Source organism: Breoghania corrubedonensis (assembly GCF_003053845.1).
Classification (GTDB): Bacteria; Pseudomonadota; Alphaproteobacteria; order Rhizobiales; family Stappiaceae; genus Breoghania; species Breoghania corrubedonensis.
The window spans coordinates 1,416,059-1,430,686 of the sequence record NZ_QAYG01000001.1; the positions used below are offsets into that span (position 1 = coordinate 1,416,059).

The 14,628-nt window shown below is 64.0% G+C and carries 16 protein-coding genes; 9 read left to right on the forward strand and 7 right to left on the reverse strand.

Annotated elements, in window-relative coordinates:
- Window positions 1-293: 293 nt before the first annotated feature.
- A complete protein-coding gene (locus C8N35_RS06185) occupies window positions 294-1,370 on the forward strand; it encodes a four-carbon acid sugar kinase family protein (protein WP_210203395.1) in 1,077 nt (358 codons plus the stop codon).
- An 11-nt stretch (window positions 1,371-1,381) separates the two neighbouring features.
- The gene (locus C8N35_RS06190; protein ID WP_107988667.1) at window positions 1,382-2,086 is read left to right on the forward strand and encodes a FadR/GntR family transcriptional regulator; all 705 of its coding nucleotides are present in this window, start codon (window positions 1,382-1,384) and stop codon (window positions 2,084-2,086) included.
- A 177-nt stretch (window positions 2,087-2,263) separates the two neighbouring features.
- Here the strand turns inward: C8N35_RS06190 and pdxA are convergent, their stop codons facing one another.
- The 6 genes from pdxA to C8N35_RS06220 all read right to left on the reverse strand — a co-directional run bounded on the left by pdxA (window position 2,264) and on the right by C8N35_RS06220 (window position 8,204).
- On the reverse strand, window positions 2,264-3,244 hold the full coding sequence (gene pdxA, locus C8N35_RS06195; protein WP_107988668.1) for a 4-hydroxythreonine-4-phosphate dehydrogenase PdxA: 981 nt from the start codon (window positions 3,242-3,244) through the stop codon (window positions 2,264-2,266).
- A 24-nt stretch (window positions 3,245-3,268) separates the two neighbouring features.
- Complete coding sequence (locus tag C8N35_RS06200; RefSeq protein ID WP_107988669.1) at window positions 3,269-4,231, reverse strand: phosphoglycerate dehydrogenase; 963 nt, start codon at window positions 4,229-4,231, stop codon at window positions 3,269-3,271.
- Window positions 4,228-5,115 (reverse strand): dihydrodipicolinate synthase family protein, encoded by an 888-nt coding sequence (locus C8N35_RS06205; RefSeq protein WP_107988670.1) that lies wholly within the window; start codon window positions 5,113-5,115, stop codon window positions 4,228-4,230. Before C8N35_RS06205 ends, C8N35_RS06200 begins: the two co-directional genes overlap by 4 nt.
- Entirely contained in the window at window positions 5,112-6,611 is a 1,500-nt protein-coding gene (locus tag C8N35_RS06210) for a tripartite tricarboxylate transporter permease (RefSeq protein WP_107988671.1), read from the reverse strand. The genes C8N35_RS06205 and C8N35_RS06210 overlap by 4 nt, the downstream gene beginning before the upstream one ends.
- Window positions 6,612-6,714: 103 nt before the next feature.
- Window positions 6,715-7,659, reverse strand: a complete 945-nt coding sequence (locus tag C8N35_RS06215; protein ID WP_107988672.1) for a Bug family tripartite tricarboxylate transporter substrate binding protein — start codon at window positions 7,657-7,659, stop codon at window positions 6,715-6,717.
- 80 nt (window positions 7,660-7,739) lie between these two features.
- Entirely contained in the window at window positions 7,740-8,204 is a 465-nt protein-coding gene (locus C8N35_RS06220; RefSeq protein ID WP_107988673.1) for a tripartite tricarboxylate transporter TctB family protein, read from the reverse strand.
- Between the two features lie 461 nt (window positions 8,205-8,665).
- Here C8N35_RS06220 and C8N35_RS06225 point away from each other — a divergent pair, with 461 nt between their 5' ends.
- Window positions 8,666-9,781, forward strand: a complete 1,116-nt coding sequence (locus C8N35_RS06225; RefSeq protein ID WP_107988674.1) for an iron-containing alcohol dehydrogenase — start codon at window positions 8,666-8,668, stop codon at window positions 9,779-9,781.
- A 33-nt stretch (window positions 9,782-9,814) separates the two neighbouring features.
- Here C8N35_RS06225 and pyrF read toward each other — a convergent pair whose 3' ends face one another.
- Window positions 9,815-10,522, reverse strand: coding sequence for an orotidine-5'-phosphate decarboxylase (pyrF, locus tag C8N35_RS06230; protein ID WP_107988675.1), 708 nt, complete (start codon window positions 10,520-10,522; stop codon window positions 9,815-9,817).
- 171 nt (window positions 10,523-10,693) lie between these two features.
- On the opposite strand from pyrF, the gene hisB reads away from it, so the two are divergent.
- From hisB to C8N35_RS06260, 6 genes are all read left to right on the forward strand, one after another.
- Window positions 10,694-11,287: an imidazoleglycerol-phosphate dehydratase HisB gene (gene hisB / locus C8N35_RS06235; protein WP_107988676.1), complete on the forward strand. Its 594-nt coding sequence runs from the start codon at window positions 10,694-10,696 to the stop codon at window positions 11,285-11,287.
- A 5-nt stretch (window positions 11,288-11,292) separates the two neighbouring features.
- Window positions 11,293-11,796, forward strand: coding sequence for a DUF2628 domain-containing protein (locus C8N35_RS06240; protein WP_107988677.1), 504 nt, complete (start codon window positions 11,293-11,295; stop codon window positions 11,794-11,796).
- A complete protein-coding gene (gene hisH, locus C8N35_RS06245) occupies window positions 11,793-12,446 on the forward strand; it encodes an imidazole glycerol phosphate synthase subunit HisH (protein WP_107988678.1) in 654 nt (217 codons plus the stop codon). Before C8N35_RS06240 ends, hisH begins: the two co-directional genes overlap by 4 nt.
- A 37-nt stretch (window positions 12,447-12,483) precedes the next feature.
- Window positions 12,484-13,221, forward strand: a complete 738-nt coding sequence (hisA, locus tag C8N35_RS06250) for a 1-(5-phosphoribosyl)-5-[(5-phosphoribosylamino)methylideneamino]imidazole-4-carboxamide isomerase (protein ID WP_107988679.1) — start codon at window positions 12,484-12,486, stop codon at window positions 13,219-13,221.
- Window positions 13,222-13,223: 2 nt separating this feature from the next.
- Complete coding sequence (hisF, locus tag C8N35_RS06255) at window positions 13,224-14,015, forward strand: imidazole glycerol phosphate synthase subunit HisF (protein WP_107988680.1); 792 nt, start codon at window positions 13,224-13,226, stop codon at window positions 14,013-14,015.
- A gap of 101 nt (window positions 14,016-14,116) precedes the next feature.
- Window positions 14,117-14,446, forward strand: a complete 330-nt coding sequence (locus C8N35_RS06260) for a phosphoribosyl-ATP diphosphatase (RefSeq protein WP_107988681.1) — start codon at window positions 14,117-14,119, stop codon at window positions 14,444-14,446.
- The last annotated feature ends 182 nt before the right edge of the window (window positions 14,447-14,628 follow it).

A 14,628-nucleotide genomic window follows, 5' to 3' on the forward strand; every position in this document is an offset into this window, starting at 1 on the left:
TCTTCGCAGCCAGCCGGGCATCGCCGGAACCTGCGACAGTCGCTGCCGTATCGGGATATGGATGAGGCTGCGGCGCTCAGGATTTGTCCGAAACAGAACATTCAATCACAGATAGAGTACGACGCGGCCACACGGCAGAAGTTTATATATTCTCGTACATACAATCACTTATTCTTTCCTTCGCGTGTCCTTGCCAATTTCAGGGAATAAAAATACAAGTTTACAAACGACACGGGCACGGTATCGCATGCATCCGCGTGCAGGAGCCGTCGCGATGGGAAACGGCACTGGACATGGTAAAGGCTCTGATCATCGCCGACGATCTGACCGGCGCGCTTGACAGTTCCGTGGCATTTGCCGAGCGCGGCATGCGGGTCGTCGTGGCGCTGGATCCTTCACATCTTGAGGGCGCACTGGGCCTGGAGCCGGACGTCCTCGCGGTCTCCACCGGTTCGCGCGAGATGTCGGGCGATGAAGCAGGCGCCGTGGTTGGCAGTGTTTGCGAGATTGTCGGCCGTTTTCCCGGCATCTTGATGAAGAAGGTCGACAGCCGCCTGAAGGGGCCGATCGCCGCTGAAGTCGACGTGCTCAGTGTCAATGTGCCCCGCCCGGTTCTGGCGGCGCCCGCCATTCCCCGGCTCGACCGCTTCGTCGTGGACGGCGCGGTTACCGGAGCGGGTGTGACGGACCCCATAGACGTCGCGGCCGTCCTCAACCGTCCCGTCGACATACCCGATATCCGTTCGGACGACGACTTCGACAAGATCCTGCCTGACGATCTGGAAGGAACGCTGCTTGTCGGGGCCGCCGGGCTCGCGGAGGCGATCGCCCGCAAGTTGGTGCCACTTCCCCCCGCACGACATCGCCCCGTTCTTGCCGCTCCGGTACTCGCGGCGATCGGGTCGCGCGATCCAGTGACGTTGCGACAGATCGCGGCATTGGATATGGATGCCATTGTCATTGCGCCGAACGGGGCCGTTTCCAAGGTCGAGGTCCAGCCGCTTGTCATTGTTCGGCTGACCGAAGGCAAGGAAGCGATTGCGCCGCGTGAAGCGGAAAAACGGTTTTCCGGCGACATCTGCGCCCTCGTTGAAGAGCTGAAGCCGGCAACACTTTTTGCATGTGGCGGTGAATCCGCCGCCGCCATTCTTCGCCGGCTGGGTGTCGGCCTGCTTGAATTGAAGGGAGAAGCCTTGCCTGGAATCCCTGTTTCCCGCGCCCTCGACGGGCCGGTCGGGCTCGTCGTGGTAACAAAGTCCGGCGGTTTTGGAGAGCCGGACGCACTTGTTCGTCTGTTCGGCGGGTTTTCCGTCACCGCGAAAGACATCGACAACGCGCCTGGGAGCATCGCTCCCGGTCCGGCTCGCTGAAGGGGCCGACGATGAAACCACGCAAGTCGCTTGCCGACCGGGTTTATCACTCACTGTTCAGCCGCATATCGAACGGCGATTATCTTGCGAACCAGAAACTGCCGCCGGAAAACACCCTGTCGCAGGAATTCGGCGTCTCGCGCCCAGTGCTGCGCACGGCGCTGGAACGCCTGCGCGAGGAGGGGCTGGTCTATTCCCGTCAGGGCGCCGGCAACTACGTGCGCGCCCCGCAGTCGACACCCGTCGGATTTGCGCGGGTGGAAACGCTGGCCGACATCCAGCGCTGCTACGAATTCCGGCTCAATCTGGAAACCAAGGCGGCGGGCCTTGCCGCGGAGCGTTACAATCCACCCGTTCTGGCCGAGATCGAGGAAGCGCTGGAACTGCTGCGCGATGCCACCGGTTCGCACCAACACCGCGAGGATGCCGATTTCGACTTCCATCTGGCGATCTCGAAGGCCTCCAACAACCAGTATTTCGAGGCGACGCTCCGGGCGCTGCGCGATCATGTCAACGTCGGCATGACGCTGCACGGCCAGACGCTGATGCGCGACGGCGCCAAGAGCCTGCAGGAGGTTCTGGAGGAACATGCGGCGATCTTCACCGCGATCCGCGAGCGTCGGCCGGCCGACGCGAGCCGGCTGATGCAGGCCCACCTGGAGCACTCCCGCGACCGCCTGTTCGGCGGCGGGCTGATCGATCTCAGCATGAAATAGGTCGGGGGACCGAGGGCCGGTCTCGGGCGGTGGCGGGACGCGTCAGGGCGGAGATGGCGCGGGGCGTCTCGAAGGATGGGCCGCCAGAGCATATTCCGATCAGATTGAATCAACCCGGGCGGAAGGCGCTCTGGATCCCCCGGACAAAGCCGTGGGGATGAAGGCGGCAGGATCGCCTCAGCCGCGCCCGGCCGCGAGCTTGCCCGCGTAGGAGAGCGCGGAGAGCATGTTGGTGTGGTTCGCCTTGCCGGTGCCGGCGATGTCGAAGGCCGTACCGTGATCGACCGAGGAGCGGTCGATGGGAAGCCCCAGCGAGACGTTCACCGCCGTGTCGAAGGCGATCAGCTTGATCGGGATGTGGCCCTGATCGTGGTACTGGGCGACGACCAGATCGAAGGCGCCCTGATTGGCGCGGTGATAGACCGTGTCGGCCGGGATCGGGCCGGAAACGTCGATGCCCTCGGCCTGCGCCTGCTTCACGCCCGGCACGATCTGCTCGTCGTCCTCGCGGCCGAACAGGCCGTTCTCGCCGCAATGGGGATTGATGCCGGCGACCGCGATGCGCGGGGCTTCCACGCCCATCCGGCGGAAATGGTTGTAGCCGGTGCGGATCGTCTCCAGCACGCGCTCCGGCGTCGCCCGCCCGATCGCGTCCTTCAGCGAGACGTGGGTGGAGACGTGGATCACGTTCAGCGTTTCGGACGCCAGCAGCATCCACGAGCTCTTGCAGCCGGTCAGGTGCGCCAGCATGCCGGTGTGGCCGTCATAGTGATGGCCGGCGGCGTTGAGCGCCTCCTTGTTGATCGGCGCGGTGACCATGCCAACCGCCTCGCCGGCCTGGATCATCTTCACGGCCTTGTCGACATAGCGGAACGAGGCCTCGCCGCAGGCCGGCGACAGTACGCCGAAGCGGCCCGGCAGATCGGCGACCGGCACATGGACCACGGCCAGCGAGCCGGCGGGTGCCGCCTCGCCATGGGCATGCAGCGCAAGCGTCAGGCCGCAGACGTCGCGCGCGCGTTCGAGCGTGTCGAAGTCGCCGATCACCGCATAGCGCGCGCGCTCGGCATCCGAAAGGCTCGCCATGGCCTTGACGGTCACCTCGGCGCCGACGCCGGAGGGATCGCCCATGGTGATGACGATGGGTTTGTCGTTCATGTCTCAACTCCAGTGGGCAGCGGGTCAGGCGAGATCGGCGGCGTTCAGGCAGCGGCCGGGCGTCTTGCCGTCGAGGATGCTCTGGATGTCCTCGATGACCATCAGGCCCATGTTCTCCACCGACTCCTTCGTATCCGCCCCCGAATGCGGCGTGCACACCGTGCGCGGATGGGCAAAGACCGGGTGGCTCACATCCGGCGGCTCGCTGACGAAGGCATCGAGCGCCACGCCGCCGAGCTTTTCGGCCGACAGGGCCGCGGCAACGGCGTCGAGATCGACGACCTCGCCGCGCGCCAGGTTCAGCAGGCACGCGGTCGGTTTCATCAGCGCGAGCTTTTCCGCATTGATGAGCGCGGCGTTGCCAGCCCCGCCGAAGACATGCAGCGAGACGTAGTCGGACGCCGCCAGAACCGCGTCCAGCTCGACGATCTGGATGTCGTTGGCGGCGGCGAATTCGCGGTCCGCGTAAGGATCGGTCGCGAGGATCTTCATGCCGAGGCCGCGCGCCTTGAGCGCCAGCTTGCGGCCGATATTACCCAGGCCGACAATGCCCAGCACCTTGCTGCCGAGCTGGGTGCCGACCTTGCGGTCCCAGCCGCCGGAGACGACGGAGGCGTGGCCGGCGGGAATGTTGCGGGCAAGCGCGAACATCAGGCCTAGGCTGAGTTCGGCGACCGCATCGGCATTGGCGCCCGGCGTGTTGACGACCGGCAGGCCCTTCGCCGTGCAGGCGGCAATGTCGATGTTGTCGACACCGACGCCGTGCTTCAGCACGCCCTTGAGCTTCGATGCCCCTTCAAGGCTTTCCGCCTTCACCGGCACGAGGCCGACGACGAGAAAATCGGCCTCCGCGATGTGATCCGACATGCCGCCGTCGGGCTTCGACGTATCGGCGGCGCGGATCAGGGTCCAGCCCTTTTCCGCGATCAGGTCCGGCACCCGGCCGTGCTTGCCGAAGCCGGGGGAGGTGGTGAGGATCGTGGTCATGCCGCAATCAGCCCGTGCTTTTCAAGGATCGCGCGGATCTGCGCGTCCTGTTCGGGGTTGGGCAGCAGGGCGGGCTGACGGCTGGCGCCTACGGAATTGTCCATCACCCACAGCGCGCGCTTGACCATGGCGGGCGGGAAGCCCAGCGCATAGAGATCGACGCGTAGCGCCGTGTAGGCTTCCTGCGCGGCGGCCGCACCCGCCTCGTCGCCCGCATTGAAGCAGGAGACGATGCGCGCCAGCACTTCCGGCATCACGTTGCCGAGCCCGGAGATGGGGCCCGCCGCACCGTTCTGCAGCGCCCAGTGGACGAGGTGGTCGGGGCCGGAATAGACGTCGAAGCCCTCGACCTCGCGCCCGATCGCCATGTAAGCCTCGAGCGTGTCCTGCTTGCCGCCGGAATCCTTGATGCCGGCGATGTTGCCGTGGGCGGCGAGCCGGCGGGCCGTTTCCGGCTCGATGTGGTTCTGCGTGCGGGCCGGGATGTCATAGAGATAGATCGGCGTCTTCACCGCATCGGCGACGGTGGTGAAGTGGCGCTCCAGACCGTCCTGCGTGCAGGCGATGAAGAAGGGCGTGATCACCGCGATGCCCTCGACGCCGATGCGGTCGATCTCGCGGGCGAGCTTCACCGTCTCGAAGGTGGCGGGCATGCCGGCGTTGACGATGACCTTGGCCTTGCCGGAAACCTCGTCGACGACGGCCTCGGTGAGCGTCACCTTCTCCTCGAAGGTGAGGGCGGAGAAATCGCCGTTGGTGCCGGCGCACAGGATGTTGTTGCCGGCTGCGACCTGGCGTCGGACCTGGGCGCGTGTCGCTTCGAAGTTGATGGTTTCGTCTTCGTTGAAACAGGTCACGAGGGCGACATAAGCGGACTTGGTCATTTCGTTTCCAGGGTCATGGTCTTGGCCTCCCGGCGACGGGCGAGGAACCGGGAGAGAACCGGCCAGCCGAGCGAGAGAACCGTCAGGGTGAGGAACAGGATGGTGAGCGGACCCGAGGCGAAGGCGAAGAGATCGTCATGGGTCTGCATCAGGCCGCGGCGCAGGTTGGCCTCAAGCATGGGGCCGAGGATCATCGCGATGCACAGCGCCGCCTGGCTGAAGCCGAACTTCTGCATGACCCAGCCGAGCACGCCGAACCCGACCATGGTGTAGAGGTCGACCGGGTTCAGGTTGATGGCGAACGAGCCGATGAAGCAGAAGATCATGATCGCCACGGCAAGAATGTGGCGCGGCACGGCGAGGATGCGGCTGAAGAGCGGGATCAGCGCCATGCCGAAGATGAACATGAAGATCGTGGCAAGGAAGGTGCCGCCGAAGATGCCGACGATCACGTCCGGGTTGGTCTGGAACATGATCGGCCCGGGCGCGAGACCCTGGATCATCAGCCCGCCCATGAGGACCGCGGTGACCACGTCGCCCGGGATGCCCAGCGCCAGCAGCGGAATGAGGGCGGCGGCGCACACGGCGTTGTTGGCGCTTTCGGTCGCCGCGATGCCCGGCGCGTAGCCGGTGCCGAACTTTTCCGGCGTCGGCGAGGAACGGCGCGCCTCGTTGTAGGAGATCCACGAGGCGGTGCCGGAGCCGACGCCCGGGATGATGCCGATCAGCGTGCCGATGAGCGACCCGCGGATAAGCGCGCCGCGACTTTCCTTCATGTCCTGCCACGAGGGCCAGCGGCCGCGCACCGGCTGGATGTTCGGCTCGGCGCGCGCCATGCGCTCCATCAAGGTGAAGACCTCGGAAAGCGCGAAGAGCCCGATCAATGCGGGGGTGAAGGCAAAGCCGGATGCAAAGCCGGAGAAACCGAAGGTGTAGCGCAGCACGCCGGAGATCGGATCGGCCCCCACGCAGGAGATCAGGATGCCGAGGAGGCCGGAGATGGCGCCCTTCAGCAGATCGCCGGAAAGCGAGGCGATGATGGTAAGGCCGAAGAGAGCAAGGGCGAAATATTCGGGCGCACCGAATTGCAGCGCGATGGAGGCAAGCTGCGGCGCAAGGGCGGCGAGCACGACCGCGGCGACGAGGCCACCGATGGTGGAGGCAATGGTCGCCATGCCGAGCGCCTTGCCGGCCTCACCTCTCTGCGCCATCGGATAGCCGTCGAGCACCGTGGCAGCGGACGCGGGCGTTCCCGGGGTCCTCAACAGGATGGAGGAAATGCAGCCGCCATAGATGCCACCGATATAGATGCCGATGAGCATGTTGAGGCCCATGACGGCCGGCATCCCGAAGGTCAACGGTATGAGCAGGGCCACGCCCATGGTGGCGGTCAGCCCCGGCAGAGCGCCGATGATGAGCCCCCCGAGCGTGCCCAGCATGATCGCGCCGAGCACATTGAGATGAAAGAGGGGAGCGAGATAGGCGAGCGTCTCCATGACCTTCGGCCTGTCTTGATGTCTTTTGATAAGCGCTGGAAACAAGCAGCGGGCCGGAGCCGACCGTTATGGCAGCTCCGGCCCGGAACCCGTGGGGCGATACCTACTTGTTCATGCCGTACATGCCGATATCCTTCAGCACGCGTTCGGCGGACTCGCTGTCCTTTTGAGCACGCGCCTTGAAAGTGGCCGCATCCTCGTAGGTCACGAACTCACCCATGTCGGTCATCTTCTTGATGAACTGCTCGTCGGTCGCGACCTTCTTCACCGCCTCGCGCAGGAAGGCGAGATCCTCTTCCGGGATACCCTTCGGCGCGATGATGCCCTTCCAGGAGGACCAGGTGAACTTGATGCCCTTTTCAACCGCCGTCGGGGTGTCGGGGAAGAGATCGATCCGCTTCGGCTCCATCACGAAGATCGGCGTCATGTTGCCGGCCTCGGACTGGGCCAGAGCCTCGGCCGGCGAGGCGACCATGGCGTCGATATGGCCGCCGACGCAGGCCGTGCGCGCATCGGACGAGCCATTGTAGGGCACGTTCTCGATCTTGATGTGCGCCTCATCCGCGAAAGCCTGGGCAGAGACATGGTTCGCGCCGCCGGCACCGGAATTGCCGATCTGCGGTGCCTTTGTCTTGGCGTATTCGAAGAAGCTGTCGAAATCCTTGAAAGGGGCGCCCTTGCAGGCGACCATGACCTGGAGGCTGCGCGCGTACAGACCGACGAACTCGACATCGTCCAGCTTGTAGTCGGTACCGCCAAGATGAGGCAGGATCGCGATCGGGCCTTGGGCGCCGGTGCCAAGCGTGTAGCCGTCGGGGCGGGCATGCACGGCTGCGGACGTGCCGATGGCGCCGCCACCACCGGGCTGGTTGCGCACGACGATCTGCTTGCCATCGTAGAGCCGCTTGAAGGCATCGGCGACGACACGCATCGACAGATCGGTACTGCCGCCGGCCGAATAGGGAACGATCACCTGGATCGGGCGGGCGGGATAGTCAGCAGCGGCCGCTGGGGCGACTGCAGATGCGCTCGTCAGAGCGAGAGCCATTCCGATAATCAATTTCCGCGTCACGTCGGCTTCCTCCGTATCGTATTCCTATTGTGTCCGTTGCCGTGATCGTCAGCAGATCAGGGCAGCCATACGGCCAAGACTGTGGTGAAGGCGTAGTAGACGGCCGTCGTCGCCACGCACGGTAGCAAAATCAGAACCCAGATGCGGCGCTCGCCGAAAAGAACCAAGCCAGCCACGAACGCGACCAGGGTTGACGGGATATAGCCGACACTCATGAAGGCGCCCGCATAGGCAACCATCAGGACGGCAAACAGCCCCATGCGTACGAATGTCCCGCGATCCGGCAGACTTACCGTCTCGCCGGTACGACCCGATCGCATGCTCAGTACGGCGCGCACGATGAGGATCGAGGCAAGCGCCGAGATGAGGGCGATGACCAGCCAGGGCACGAAAGCCGAGCCGGCGACAGATGTGGCCGGAGCAGAGTGCACATAGGCCGTGCGCCAGGCGGCGAAAGCGCAGAACGCCAGAAGGGTCGCGCCGATCGCAACATCGCTTTTTCGAGAGTCCGTCCCGACCATGGGTGTCCTTGATTGCGGTTTTCCGACCGACGAAGGGCCGATCTGCCCGCACCTCCCTAACCAGCTACATGGGCGGAAAGCAGAATGCTTAGGTCGTGTTTAGATGTCAAATCATAAATAGATATGTTTGCCCAATTGGTGAGTTTTTGCCTTTTCCTTGAGCAATCCGAGGATTCGGCCGTGCTCAAAGATAATTCCGAAAATCGAATTAATTCTTTATAATCATAATATTAATTCCGATTTCCTTACATTCAGTCTGACAATCTCGACATTCCGTCCTTTCCAAGAATTTTCGATATACCAATTGACAAATTTTTGATCAGAGACAATTTTCTGTTGGATTTCGCGAGCATGCCGCCTGCCGGAAACGACTGATCACGATGCGTTGAACGGTGGCAGATGCTGACTTTTCCGGGTGGCTCATCCCCCGGAAATCACTCCCGGAGCTGTCGGAGATCACAATGCTCGAATTGACATGTCCCATCGAACTGCAAAGACCGCCCCTGCTTCATTTTGGCGCAGGGACAGTGGCGCACCTTGCCGACTGGGCGCATTCGAGAGACTACAAGCAGCCCTTCATCGTGGCGGATCCGATCAACGCGGCGCGGCTCGATCAGCTCGGCCTCGGTGACATCCGCTGCTTTGGCGACGTCACGGCAGAGCCGGATACCGTGATGCTGGAGCGGGCGGTGGCGGCAGCGGCGGGCGCCGATCTCGTCATCGGATTTGGCGGTGGCTCGGCAATGGACCTTGCCAAGCTTGTCGCCGTCATGGTCGGGCGCACTCTCCGCCTCGAAGAGATTTCCGGACCGAACCGCGCACCGGAGCGCGAAGTCGGACTGGCGCAAATCCCGACCACAGCCGGCACCGGTTCTGAAGTCGGTACGCGTGCGCTCATCACCAATCCAAAGACCTTCGCCAAAATCGCGACCGAGAGCGTTCACATGCTTGCGGATATCGCGATCATCGATCCGGCATTGACGCAATCCGTGCCGCCGTTCGTCACGGCCGCAACCGGCGTCGATGCCATGGCGCATTGCGTGGAGTCCTACACCTCCAAGCGCGCACATCCGTTGATCGATGGCTATGCGCTGCAGGGAATCGAGCTTGTCGGAAAATATCTGAAACGCGCCGTGGACGACGGATCGGATACCGAGGCACGCGCGGGAATGGCGCTCGCTTCCTTTTATGGCGGCGTCTGCCTCGGCCCGGTCAACACTACCGCCGGCCATGCCGTTTCATATCCGCTGGCGCGTTACAAGATCCCCCACGGCATCGCCAATGCGTTGATCTTCCCGCACGTCCTGGCCGCCAACGCGCAAGCCGCGGCCGACAAGACAGCCAGGATCGGCGCCGCCCTCGGTTTTGAGACCGGAACTTCGCAACAGGTGCTGGATGGAGCGATGGACTTCTGCCGCGCTCTGGGACTGGACATGAGGCTAAGGGCCCATGGCGTGCCGAAGGACGATCTCGCCGACATGGCGAAGGACGCGCACGGCATCCGCCGGCTGCTCGACTGGAATCCGGTCGATCTCAGCGTCGAGGAAATTCTCGCGATTTACGAAAGGGCCTGGTGAGCGCGCGGCCGCTCACCGGTGCGCGGCCGCGCCTCAAAGGGCTGCCGCGATCTCCTCAACGACATCTTCGGCCGCCTTGCGGCGGTCGGCGGCGCCGGTGATGGGGCGGCCGCAGACGATATAGTCGGCACCGGCACGGATGGCATCGCCCGGCGTCATCACACGTCTCTGATCGTCGGCCGAAGCACCAACCGGACGGACACCCGGCGTGACAAGCACCAGATCGGCGCCAACAAGATCGCGCAACTCGCCCGCCTCACGCGGCGAGCAGACAATGCCGCCCATACCCGCCGCACGCGCCGCGACCGCGCGCGACTTCACAAGCTCCACAGCCGACCCGGCATAGCCGGCAGCCTTGACGTCCTCATCATCCATGGATGTGAGAACGGTGACGCCCAGCAGGCAGAGATCGGCCGCGTCGAGCCCGGCGACGGCGGCGCGCATGGTCTTGGGGTAGGCGTGGATGGTGACGAAAGTCATGCCCATCTTCGCGATGTTGCGGACCGCCTGTTCAACCGTGTTGTCGATATCGAGCAGCTTCACGTCAAGAAAGATCTTTTGGCCTTCGCGCGCCAGCTCCTGCGCAAAGGGCAGGCCGCCGGCGAACTGAAGCTGCATGCCGATCTTGTAGACGCCGACTGCTCCCTTCGTCTGCGCAACAATTGTGCGCGCCTCTTCCACGGTGGGCACATCGAGCGGCAGAATGAGCCGGTCGGTCGCGGTCTCGGGCTTGAAGGACATCGGCGGGCTCCTCGAATCGGTCAATGTGCCTATGGTTAGTCGATCCTGCCTCGCGAGGAAATCAGCCTCGCACACGCTCTGGCCGCCGCAAGTGACGTTCAGCGCTATTTTCTTCGCTCCGCTCGACTGCTAAGAAGCCTGCGTTCCTTGGAATTGAAGGATTGATCCCGCATGCGTTCTGCTTCGATCACGCGCGCCACGAAGGAAACCGATATCCAGGCGACCGTCGCACTCGACGGCACCGGCGCCTACGATATCGTGACCGGCGTCGGTTTTCTCGATCACATGCTGGAGCAGCTCGCCCGGCATTCGCTGATCGACATCACGGTCAGGGCGGCGGGCGATACCCATATCGATTTTCACCACACCACCGAAGACGTGGGCATCGCACTCGGACAAGCCGTACGCCAGGCGCTGGGCGACATGGCGGGCGTGACCCGCTATGCGGACGTCCACCTGCCGATGGACGAAGCGATGACGCGCTGCGCGGTGGATGTCTCCGGCCGGCCGTTTCTTGTCTGGCAGGTGGAGTTCTCCAAGCCGAAGATCGGGGATTTCGACACCGAACTCTTCGAGGAGTTCTTTCGCGCCTTCGCCATGAATGCCGGGATTACCCTGCACATCGCCAATCTCTATGGCACCAACTGCCACCACATCGCGGAAACCTGTTTCAAGGCGGTTGCGCGTGCGCTGCGCGATGCCGTGGCGCTCGATCCGCGTCAGGGGCAACGGGTACCCTCCACCAAGGGCCGGCTGGGAGATTGATCGCGATGACCGTCTACATGGCCATGACGCCTTTGCCGTCCGGCAACGCCGAACAGGATGCGAACCGCGTCGTCTTCATCAAGGAGGGTTTTTGCTGGCCCGCCTTCTTCTTCGCTGTGCCGTGGCTGGTCTATCGCGGCATGTGGCTTGCGCTAGTCGGCTATCTCGTTCTGGCGATCGTCGTCACGGGCGCGGGAGACATCATTGGCGGGGTGGCGCCCTTTGTCGTGGGCCTTGCCTTCTCCGTGCTGTTTGCGCTGGAAGCCAACGAGATGCGCCGCTGGTCTCTGGAACGGCGCGGCTACAACCTTGCCGGCGTGACATCAGGCGCCAATCACGACGAATGCGAAACACGCTTCTTTTCGGCCTGGAAAGGACCGGAGCAGGTCAATCCACCCCTGTCAGCGCGCCACAGCGGTTCCGCGCGTGACGCCGCGCCCAACCCGTTGACCCGCGAGCCAACGCCCTCCGACGAGGTGATCGGCCTGTTTCCGGAGGCGTCCCGATGACTGTCGCCATCATCGACTACGGTTCGGGTAACCTGCACTCGGCGACCAAGGCGTTCGAGCGCGCCGCGCGCGAAAGCGACGTTGCCGAAGAAATCCGCCTGACCGCCGATCCCGATGTGGTTGCGGCCGCCGATCGTGTTGTCCTGCCGGGCGTGGGTGCCTTCGCCGATTGCCGGCGCGGACTTGCGGCGGTTTCGGGCATGGATGCGGCGCTGGAAGAGGCGGTGATCGCCAGGGGCCGGCCGTTTCTTGGCATCTGCGTCGGCATGCAGCTCATGGCGGAACGCGGTCTCGAATACGAAACCAGCGAGGGGCTTTCCTGGATCGCAGGCGATGTGGTGCAGATGAAGCCTGCGGACGAGACCCTCAAGATCCCGCATATGGGCTGGAACACGATCAACGAAACGGCGAACGTGCACCCCGTACTTGACGGCATCCCGACCGGGCCGGACGGGTGGCACGCCTATTTCGTCCACTCCTATCATCTGGCGGCGGCGAATCCGGATGAGGTGATCGCTGGCTTCGACTATGGCGGCGCATTCACAGCCATGGTCGGACGCGACAACATGGTGGGCACCCAGTTCCACCCGGAAAAGAGCCAGAAACTCGGCCTCGCCCTTATCGCCAATTTCCTGAAATGGAAGCCGTGAGCGCCCCGGGCGCGGCCACGGCGACACGGATAGACCCATGATCCTCTTTCCCGCGATCGACCTGAAGGGCGGCCAGTGTGTGCGCCTGAAGCTCGGCGACATGGCACAGGCGACCGTCTTCAACGACGATCCCGGCGCCCAGGCCCGCACCTTCGAGAACCAGGGTTTCGAGTGGCTGCACGTGGTCGACCTCGACGGCGCATTTGCGGGTGAAAGCCGCAACGGCGCGGCGGTCGACGGCATCCTCGCGGCCACGTCGAACCCGGTGCAACTGGGCGGCGGCATCCGCAACATGGCGCAGATCGAAGCGTGGCTGACGAAAGGCATCCGCCGTGTCATCCTCGGCACCGTCGCCGTGCGCGATCCCGGTCTCGTCAAGGCGGCCTGCAAGGCGCATCCGGGTCATATCGCCGTCGGTATCGACGCCAGAGGCGGCAAGGTCGCGGTGGAAGGCTGGGCGGAGACCTCGGAGTTGACCGCCGTCGATCTCGCCAAGCGCTTCGAGGATGCCGGGGTCTCGGCGATCATCTACACCGATATCGACCGGGACGGCGTGCTGAAGGGGCTCAACATCCCCTCCACGCTGGAACTGGCGAACGCCGTCTCCATTCCCGTCATCGCCTCGGGCGGTCTTGCGTCAATCGATGACGTGAAACGACTGCTGGAGCCCGACTGCGCCGCTCTGGAAGGCGCGATTTCGGGCCGGGCGCTCTATGATGGGCGCCTCGATCCTGCGCAAGCGCTGGCGCTGATCAAGTCGGCGCGAGGAAACTGACCATGCTCAAAGCCCGGGTAATTCCGTGTCTCGACGTCAAGGATGGCCGTGTCGTCAAGGGTGTCAACTTCGTCGATCTCATCGATGCCGGCGACCCGGTGGAAGCCGCCAAGGCCTATGATGCGGCGGGCGCCGACGAATTGTGCTTCCTCGATATCACGGCAAGCCACGAGGACCGCGGCATCCTGCTCGACGTGGTGCGGCGCACCGCCGAGCAATGCTTCATGCCGGTAACGGTTGGCGGCGGCGTGCGTACGGTTGAAGATATCCGCGCATTGTTGAAAGCCGGTGCCGACAAGGCCTCGATCATGACCGCGGCGGTGAAAGACCGGCAGTTCGTGCGCAGAGCGGCCGAGAAATTCGGCAACCAGTGCATCGTCGTCGCGATTGACGCCAAACGGGTGAGCGGCAACGGCGAGCCCGGACGTTGGGAGATCTTCACCCACGGCGGGCGCAATGCGACAGGCATCGATGCGGTGGAATACGCGCAGGAAGTCGTGGAACTGGGCGCGGGCGAACTCCTGCTGACCTCCATGGACCGCGACGGCACCAAGGTCGGCTTCGATATTGATCTGACCCGCACCATTGCCGATTCGGTGCATGTGCCAGTGATCGCATCGGGCGGTGTCGGCACCCTCGATCATCTCGTCGAAGGCATCCGCGACGGCCATGCGACCGCCGTGCTCGCCGCTTCGATCTTTCACTTCGGGACCTACACGATCGGTGAGGCCAAGCACCACATGGTCGTTGCCGGGATACCGATGCGCCTCGACGGCGAAGAGAAATTGTCCTAAATGATGCGGCGCACGCGTTCCGCACGTTTCAAGGGGACATTTGGAATGCGGGCGCAGTGCTTCGCCGCGCCCGCCGCCGGTCCCCACGACCAAGGCCTGTCATGTCCGATTTCACACTGAACGATCTCGCCGACATCGTCGCCAGACGTGCGCGTTCCGGGGACCCCGGGTCCTACACGGCCAAGCTCATTGGCAAGGGTATCGCGAAATGCGCTCAGAAACTCGGCGAGGAGGCGGTGGAAACCGCGATCGCCGCCGTCGAGCGTGATCGCGCGGGCGTCACTTCGGAGGCGGCCGACCTGCTCTATCATCTGTGCGTGGTGCTGGAAGCGGCGGACGTGCCGCTGGACGATGTCATGGCGGAACTCGCCGGGCGGACCGGACAGACTGGCCTGGAGGAAAAGGCCGCACGACCGAAAGACCCGCAATAAGGCTTGTGTCGCACAAGAGTCACGTGAAGCCCTGAGGGGCGTTTCGGCCAGATCCGCTCGAGATGGCCGGAGTTCCCTTCAGGTCCAAGTCGGCGATCATGACCGGCCGATGCGCCTGGTCCCTGATCGCCCTGTCCATCGGGAGGACCGCCGGCAAGGCGGCTGATGGACCTGAGCTGCAG

Coding starts and splice junctions, on each gene's coding strand:
- C8N35_RS06225 (WP_107988674.1), top strand. CDS start 8,666: ATGCTCGAATTGACATGTCCCATCGAACTGCAAAGACCGCCCCTGCTT.
- C8N35_RS06210 (WP_107988671.1), bottom strand. CDS start 6,611: ATGGAGACGCTCGCCTATCTCGCTCCCCTCTTTCATCTCAATGTGCTC.
- C8N35_RS06200 (WP_107988669.1), bottom strand. CDS start 4,231: ATGACCACGATCCTCACCACCTCCCCCGGCTTCGGCAAGCACGGCCGG.
- C8N35_RS06190 (WP_107988667.1), top strand. CDS start 1,382: ATGAAACCACGCAAGTCGCTTGCCGACCGGGTTTATCACTCACTGTTC.
- hisH (WP_107988678.1), top strand. CDS start 11,793: ATGACTGTCGCCATCATCGACTACGGTTCGGGTAACCTGCACTCGGCG.
- C8N35_RS06205 (WP_107988670.1), bottom strand. CDS start 5,115: ATGACCAAGTCCGCTTATGTCGCCCTCGTGACCTGTTTCAACGAAGAC.
- C8N35_RS06260 (WP_107988681.1), top strand. CDS start 14,117: ATGTCCGATTTCACACTGAACGATCTCGCCGACATCGTCGCCAGACGT.
- C8N35_RS06215 (WP_107988672.1), bottom strand. CDS start 7,659: ATGGCTCTCGCTCTGACGAGCGCATCTGCAGTCGCCCCAGCGGCCGCT.
- C8N35_RS06220 (WP_107988673.1), bottom strand. CDS start 8,204: ATGGTCGGGACGGACTCTCGAAAAAGCGATGTTGCGATCGGCGCGACC.
- hisA (WP_107988679.1), top strand. CDS start 12,484: ATGATCCTCTTTCCCGCGATCGACCTGAAGGGCGGCCAGTGTGTGCGC.
- hisF (WP_107988680.1), top strand. CDS start 13,224: ATGCTCAAAGCCCGGGTAATTCCGTGTCTCGACGTCAAGGATGGCCGT.
- hisB (WP_107988676.1), top strand. CDS start 10,694: ATGCGTTCTGCTTCGATCACGCGCGCCACGAAGGAAACCGATATCCAG.
- pdxA (WP_107988668.1), bottom strand. CDS start 3,244: ATGAACGACAAACCCATCGTCATCACCATGGGCGATCCCTCCGGCGTC.
- C8N35_RS06240 (WP_107988677.1), top strand. CDS start 11,293: ATGACCGTCTACATGGCCATGACGCCTTTGCCGTCCGGCAACGCCGAA.
- pyrF (WP_107988675.1), bottom strand. CDS start 10,522: ATGTCCTTCAAGCCCGAGACCGCGACCGACCGGCTCATTCTGCCGCTC.
- C8N35_RS06185 (WP_210203395.1), top strand. CDS start 294: ATGGTAAAGGCTCTGATCATCGCCGACGATCTGACCGGCGCGCTTGAC.